This window comes from Aetokthonos hydrillicola CCALA 1050 (genome assembly GCF_017591665.1).
Lineage (GTDB): Bacteria > Cyanobacteriota > Cyanobacteriia > Cyanobacteriales > Nostocaceae > Aetokthonos > Aetokthonos hydrillicola.
This window is the reverse complement of record NZ_JAAKGC010000087.1, coordinates 21,038-28,211: the sequence shown is the minus strand read 5'-3', so window position 1 is coordinate 28,211 and position 7,174 is coordinate 21,038. Positions and strand designations below refer to the sequence as shown.

The window sequence follows — 7,174 nt, the reverse complement described above, 5'->3', positions numbered from 1 at the left end:
CAAGGATTTGATAAAACCGGGTAGCCCATTACGTATTAAACCTTGCGGACGACTGATCCCTTGCCAAATGGAATCGAGCCAGGATGGTAGAGTTTCCTGCGTCCAGTCAGCAGTGAACACCGCGCCTTCGGTCAAGCCTGTTTCTTGCAAAAGTTCGGCAAACTGTTCAATACTTGCGAATTCAGGATGGGCCCATTGATCTAGTAACTGGCGCATTACCCAGCGCTCCCATAACACCAGCGGTTGCTTTCTGGCATCTCGCTGGTTCCAATCTGCTACTACAAGAGTTCCTCCCGGCTTGAGTACCCGCAAAAGTTCTTTAGCAAAAACCGCTTTATCTGGCATGTGTGGTCCTGCCTCTATACACCATACTACGTCAAAACTTCTATCTGGGAAGGACAAGTTCATCGCATCATCTTGTTGGAACTTAGCTGGAATCTCTGATGGGGTCAATTCCTGTGCACGTTTCACCTGCTCTGGGCTTATGGTGATACCTGTAACGCAAAAGCCATAGTCCCGCGCTAAAATCCGACTACTACCGCCAATACCACAACCTACGTCCAAAACCGTAGTTCCAGCAGGTAGATGATCCAACCCACCCCAACGCACCATCTCATGTACAAAGTCTACCTTGGCGGCACGGAAGTCTTTGCGATGTTCCTGAGAACCGTAGTGACCAAGATGGATATGCTCTCCCCAATAAAACTCTAGAATGCCGTCATTAGTCCACTGATCGTAGGCGGTGGCAACGGAATCACTTGATTGGTAGCGGCGCGCACTAAAAATATAAATAAAGGAAAGACCTAATACTACCGTCAACAACAGCCAGATAATGTTCATCGAAAAGCTCCCTTGAGTATGGCGATCGCTCCCTGTATCTTACCAAGCCTATTCTTTCCAAACAGACTTCCCTGAAGCAGAGCGTCGGGACAATGAAGCGGAGCTTGCTTGGGCAACAGGCGCGCTTCGCGATTGCCCAAAGGGCAGCGCCAAAGGCGATCGCATCTATTCTATAGCGAGAATGAAACGCGAAATGCTCAAACCTGAGACGATTTGCGGAGCTAGCGAAGAACTATTAAGTACGGTAATATGATAGGCGTCAAGTAGATTAATCTTATAAGAAAGAGGAATTGATCATGACAAAAGTTACAATCTACAGTAGTGTTGCTTGTCCCTTTGCCCACAGATCACGCTTAGCTTTACTAGAAAAGGGTGTTGACTTTGATGTGGTTGAAATCGATTTGCAAAACAAACCAGCTGGATTTACGGATATATCTCCCTACGGTAAAGTTCCTGCTATTAAACATGGTGAGCAACGAGTGTGGGAATCAGCAATTATTAACGAATACCTAGAAGAAGCATTCCCCGAACCATCTCTATTACCAAAAGAGCCTATATTAAGGGCTCAAGCAAGAATTTGGATTGATTTTGCCAATACTCGCTTTGTCGCAGCATACTCCAGTTTGCTACGTTCTCCAGATTCAGAACAACAAAAAGCTGCTGCAGTTGAATTACAAAATCATTTGAGATTTATTGAAAATGAGGCTTTAGCAAAATTGTCTGGAGATGGACCATACTGGTTTGGTAACGAGATCAGTCTCGTTGATCTCACTTATTATCCTTGGTTTGAGCGTTGGGCTACCCTTGAAGAGTATCGTAACTTTCAAACACCAGCTGAGTTAACTCGCTTACAGCGTTGGCGTGAGGCTGTGAGTCAGCGAGAGTCGGTGCGTGCGATCGCCAACTCCAAAGAATTTTACTTACAACGTTATGCGAGATTTGCACCTGTTCCTGCTAGCGTGAATTAGCAACGAAAAAGCAAAAAAGTAAGTCACCAGTTCGGTTGATGTTTGAAAAGCAGCTTCAGGACAGAGTGTAAGTATCCTCAATTGACTAGTTATGAAATACATCAATCTCGGCAAAACCGGACTCAAAGTATCCCGCCTATCGCTTGGGACGATGACATACGGCTCACGTAAATGGCGAGAATGGGTACTGGAAGAAGAAGAAAGTCGCCCATTTATTAAACTTGCTTTGGAATTGGGCATTAATTTCTTTGACACTGCGGATGTTTACTCTTTAGGTGTCAGCGAAGAAATCGTAGGAAAAGCACTCAAAGACTTTGCAAAAAGAGAACAAGTCGTAATTGCTACTAAAGTTTACAACAAAGTAGGCGATGGCCCTAATGACAGAGGATTGTCTCGTAAACATATTTTTGATAGCATCGATGCCTCATTAAGACGACTACAAACAGATTACGTAGATTTGTACCAAATCCATCGCTGGGATAACGAGACACCTATTGAGGAAACTCTAGAAGCACTGCACGACCTTATCAAATTGGGTAAGGTGAGATACATTGGTGCATCGAGTATGTACGCTTGGCAATTTGCCAAAGCTCTCTACACCGCCGATAAATACGGTTGGACTCGCTTTGTTTCGATGCAAAATCACTATAACCTAGTGTATCGAGAAGAAGAACGAGAAGTACTACCTTTATCTCGCGCTGAGGGAATTGGGATTATTCCTTGGAGTCCTCTAGCACGAGGTTTTCTTGCTGGGAATCGACAAAAGCAAGGTTATGGAGAGACTGTGCGAGCAAAAACCGATGAATTTGCTCATAATCTCTACTATCAAGAGTCAGATTTTGAAATTGTCGATCGCGTCGTAGATTTAGCCCAAAAACGCGGTGTTAAACCAGCCCAAATTGCCTTAGCTTGGTTATTGCATCAACCGGGTGTGACAGCCCCTATCATTGGTGCTAGCAAAATAGAACATCTGAAAGAAGCAGTCGAAGCTCTGGACTTAGTACTTTCTGAAGAAGAACTCAAGTTGCTTGAGGAACCATACAAACCTCATCCAGTTTTAGGGCATCGGTAGAAAAAGAATTCAGGAGTCAGGAGTCAGAAGTCAGGAGCCAAGAAGCAGCTTCTTAAGGAAAGTGCAACTGGTGAATAAGTCTAGCGGTTTAAATACCCAGCGTCTACACAGACTCCTCACTGAGATAGCTAATTGTAAACGATCTCATTGATTCTAACTCCTGAATTCTGAATTCTGACTCCTTGTTTAATTACTTTTATTTATGATTTTGAACAGAAAAAATATTTGATTCTATTCTTGAACTTCTTTAAATTAAGAATTGAAAGCACTTTATTAGTGGTTTCAAGTAAAGCCACTCAAATAAAATGAACAAAACAAATTTAAGAAGATTAACCAACTGGCTTGTAACGACAGCTTTTGTCGTACTTGTAGCAACATTTTCTCTGTTGGATCAACCTATTGCCAATGCTCAAACACAAACACCATCCATAACCACTCCATCTCCATCTTTTCCTATAACGTCTGTACCAGCAAACGTTAGACGCTTATTAGACACCGGAGAATGTGTAGGGTGTAACTTAATAGGCGCACACTTAAAAGATGCTAACCTCCAAGGAGCTTCTTTAGAAAATGCAAATTTGCAAAATGCTGACCTAGAGAGAGCAAACTTACAGGGAACAAACTTACAAGCCGCAAATTTACAAGGAGCGGATTTGGGAAAAGCAAATATTGTAGGAGCGAATTTAAGGGGAGCAAACCTCTTTGACGCAGATCTAGAGAAAGCAAATTTGACAGATGCAAATCTAGAGGGAGCAAACCTTCAACAAGCTGATTTGGAAGATGTAATCAGACCTCAAGGATTCCTTATTCAGTAAAGAGTACGCAGCTATCATCCCGGATGCTGTCGTGAATAAAACTTGAGCTAATACTTACGTAAATTACCTCATGCTCTCGGGCGAATGCCATACCCTTCGGGAACCACTGAAGGGTAACGCCCCTACAAGTTAGAAACCAACCATTAATTTTTGAGGGTAATGTCTAAAAATAGTCTAAAATTTGGGCGAGTCATCAAAAATTCAAAATTTTTATGAGTATTGATCCCCGTCCCACACTGATCGCAACTGCCCGTCAATTCTACGAGATGGGTTGGATGGTGGGTACGGCTGGTAATCTCTCGGCGAGAATGCCAGATGGTAATTTCTGGATTACTGCCAGTGGACGTCCGAAAGGTCGGCTGACTAATGATGACTTTGTTCTTATGACTTTAAATCCATGCCAAGGTCAGGTATCTCTTGCTCCTACACAGCCGAATTCTCACAGATCCCCATCAGCTGAGACAAGCATCCATGCAGTTATTTACACGCTGTTTCCAGATGCTCAAGCCTGCTACCACGTCCACTCTATTGAGGCTAACTTAGTCTCTCGCTTTGTAAGCAGTGATACTCTACCTTTACCACCTTTGGAAATGCTTAAAGGTTTGGGAGTTTGGGAAGAGAACCCACAAGTTGCAATACCCGTATTTGCTAACCGTCTAAAGGTACCCTTAATTGCGAGTGAGATTTGCGATCGCTTTAAAGTTACAACGCCACAAATACCAGCTTTGCTGATTCGGGACCACGGAGTTACTGTATGGGCTTCTTCCCTAGAAAGTGCGAGCAACTACATCGAGATAGTCGAGTATATTTTTCGCTACATGGTAGCTGCTCGGAAAATTGGGTTCGGATTGTAAAGTCTGGTTTTCTAGATGTTTTAAAACCTATATAAAGCACGAACCCAGCCAAATACACTACCAGGATTACTGGAATTAGAATCGGGTGCAGTGATCCAGATTAACCCTGGGGTAATATCAATATTATCTGAAAGTTTATACTGATAGAATGTCTCAACGTGCAGCGAGAGATCCTTGTCTGCTTGTCCAAAACCAGCGCCCAAATTTACATTCCTACTAAGACTGATCATCTTGGGTGCCATACCAACAAAAACCCCCCCTAGACTACCTTTACTAAAAAGATCTGGGAATGATGCTCCTACCGCCCAATCCATAGCTTGCCCATCTCCACGCCCTAGATAGCGGTGTGATGCATAACTTACCCACCCATTCATCGCAAATTTGGGATTAAATTTATAGAAGGCTTGTATACCATACAGGTTACCAACAGTTCCAGTTCCAGCCACGGTGCTATTTACCAGGTTACTACCAGCCGCTGGACCAAAGTTTGTTCCACTGAAACCTGTTGTATTGGGGGGGCTATAGGTATTGACGTAAGCAGCAGAAATCCGAAAATTGTTTTTACGGTTGTTGTATAGTATCTGCCCCAAAGCTAAATATCTGCCAGAGAATAAGCCATTATTAGTTGAGGGGTTGGCACCATTGGGTGCGCTGTAGGCTACACCTACTTGTAATTGTTTACTGAATTTATGGAGTACCGCAATTCCGGGACCGTTATCTCCATAGTTAAAAACCAAGGCTCGGCGCGAAAATCGTGAAATCCCATTAGCACCACTTGCAAAACTAGATTCAAAATATGGGTTAATAGGAACAGAAAAGCCTATCTCGTTAGCTCCATCATTTTGAGCGTAAATATTGACTTGGGTATTTGGACCCGGTAAAAACCGATACCGGAGACCAGTTAGCGTAAAATCATTGGGTGGACGTGTGATATTAGCGTTATCAGCAGTTCTCCCGTCATAGGTTCCTAATAATCCAGCTCTTGTTTGTCCCAACGAGATAATACTTCCACCTCCCCCTGTTATGGTTAAGACATCTTTGCCGGTAAAACTTGAGTTTAATCGCAAAGAGAAATTTTCTTGCATTGTGACGACATGAGGTGCTGGTTTCTTTGTGATGACGTTATTGCCTGAGAAAAGTTCGCCAACAACAATCTGGGCTCGACCATTCAATACGCTTGTAGCGGAAAATTTTTGCTGTTCAAGAATTGCTGTTTTTGCTTCCAGCAAATCCACTCGTCCTCGCAAAGCTGCAAGTTCTGGTGAAAATTGGCTTTGTAATTTTTGTAGAGTTTCCCAATCCTCTTTTCTAACTAAGTCGCTTGTGTTACTTGCAAGCAACTCTCGTAAACGATCTTGTGCTGCATTCAATGCAGCGGCAAATTCGTAGCGAGTCAATGCCCGATTACCCTTAAAGGTTTGGTCAGGGTAACCGCTAATTACACCATAGCGTTCCACCAATGATTGCAGTGCTTGAAAAGCCCAGTCGCCCGGTTTGACATCTGAGAGCTGGGATACTGAATTGACCTGTTCTTCTTCTGTGGAATCGGTAGGTGTAGAAGTAGGAGATTTCTTACCACTCAAAAGGTTAGAGACAGAATTAATCTCATCTTCTTGTGTAAAATCAGCAGATTTGGAAGTAGGTGATTCTTCACCGACTGGTGAAAGTGCTTGCGAGATCAGCTTATTACCACTATGGTGAGAAACAGCAGCTTGATCTTTCTTAGAAATCGGAGCAGAAATAGTACTGCTCACAGTGGATGAGGATGATTTAGGTATATCTGCCCAGGTTTTTGCAGGATTCAGAAACAGGATAATGAGTACATCTAGCATGGAAAGTAAGAACAATATCCATCTAGAATTCCAGTAAAATTTTGACAACATGACTCCCCAACCTAAAAGCTGTATGTATTGACTCAAAAACAGATAGAACAAATTACCAGAAACACTTTATCAAGTACTTCTGCTAACTATCAGTAATCAGGGACTGTAAGAAAAATCTTTCGATTTCGTCTTTTTATGAGTGTCATGGAGATAGACCTTTAAGTACACTTGCATGAACAGATGTGTTTTTATACATCTTTTTGTATTCGTGATAGTGTACTAAGTTCTTCACCAATTAATTCAAATCTCTAAAGTTTGATTTCGATTCCAATTATTTCCTACGAATTCCTAACTGTTATAAAATTGACAAACTATCAATTACCGTAAATTGATAGACTTACTGTAATTTATACAAGGTAATTTTTGCATATAGCTTCATAAAATGCAAGGACTGTGCAGCAAAAATTTTTTTCACAAAAAAACAATGTTTCGGTAACTGATATTAGAAGTTACATATTGACAAAGTTGTTCAGATGTGAAATTGCTATTTTTGCGCCTTAATGTTTGATTTTTAACAGACAAAAGCCCAATAGATGTCTCCGGTTTCGATTGCTTACGGGAGATACCTTGCTTTGGGATCAATAGGACATCTGTCAAGATTTATTAATTAAGAGTCTTGTTAGACGACACGTTATGTCTTGTGAGAGATAATAGAGACGATACGGTTCGTTTATATTTAGGCTATCAAGGTTATTAAAAGCAGCTATCACAAAACGAAGGTTTGAGTCATGAAAGGTCTATT

6 protein-coding genes are annotated in these 7,174 nt (G+C 42.0%); 4 read left to right on the top strand and 2 right to left on the bottom strand.

Annotated elements, in window-relative coordinates; genetic code table 11:
* Window positions 1–840 (bottom strand): methyltransferase domain-containing protein (locus G4P69_RS29000; protein WP_208352904.1); only part of this gene is annotated, 840 nt, incomplete at its 3' end.
* A 296-nt stretch (window positions 841–1,136) separates the two neighbouring features.
* On the opposite strand from G4P69_RS29000, the gene G4P69_RS28995 reads away from it, so the two are divergent.
* The 4 genes from G4P69_RS28995 (at window position 1,137) to mtnB (ending at window position 4,549) form a co-directional block, all read left to right on the top strand.
* The gene (locus G4P69_RS28995; protein WP_208343659.1) at window positions 1,137–1,808 is read left to right on the top strand and encodes a glutathione S-transferase family protein; all 672 of its coding nucleotides are present in this window, start codon (window positions 1,137–1,139) and stop codon (window positions 1,806–1,808) included.
* Between the two features lie 91 nt (window positions 1,809–1,899).
* Window positions 1,900–2,880 (top strand): aldo/keto reductase, encoded by a 981-nt coding sequence (locus G4P69_RS28990; protein WP_208343660.1) that lies wholly within the window; start codon window positions 1,900–1,902, stop codon window positions 2,878–2,880.
* A 305-nt stretch (window positions 2,881–3,185) separates the two neighbouring features.
* Window positions 3,186–3,695, top strand: coding sequence for a pentapeptide repeat-containing protein (locus G4P69_RS28985; RefSeq protein ID WP_208343661.1), 510 nt, complete (start codon window positions 3,186–3,188; stop codon window positions 3,693–3,695).
* A 212-nt stretch (window positions 3,696–3,907) separates the two neighbouring features.
* A complete protein-coding gene (mtnB, locus tag G4P69_RS28980; protein WP_208343662.1) occupies window positions 3,908–4,549 on the top strand; it encodes a methylthioribulose 1-phosphate dehydratase in 642 nt (213 codons plus the stop codon).
* A 20-nt stretch (window positions 4,550–4,569) separates the two neighbouring features.
* Here the strand turns inward: mtnB and G4P69_RS28975 are convergent, their stop codons facing one another.
* The gene (locus tag G4P69_RS28975; protein ID WP_243902521.1) at window positions 4,570–6,432 is read right to left on the bottom strand and encodes an iron uptake porin; all 1,863 of its coding nucleotides are present in this window, start codon (window positions 6,430–6,432) and stop codon (window positions 4,570–4,572) included.
* Window positions 6,433–7,174: the final 742 nt, after the last annotated feature.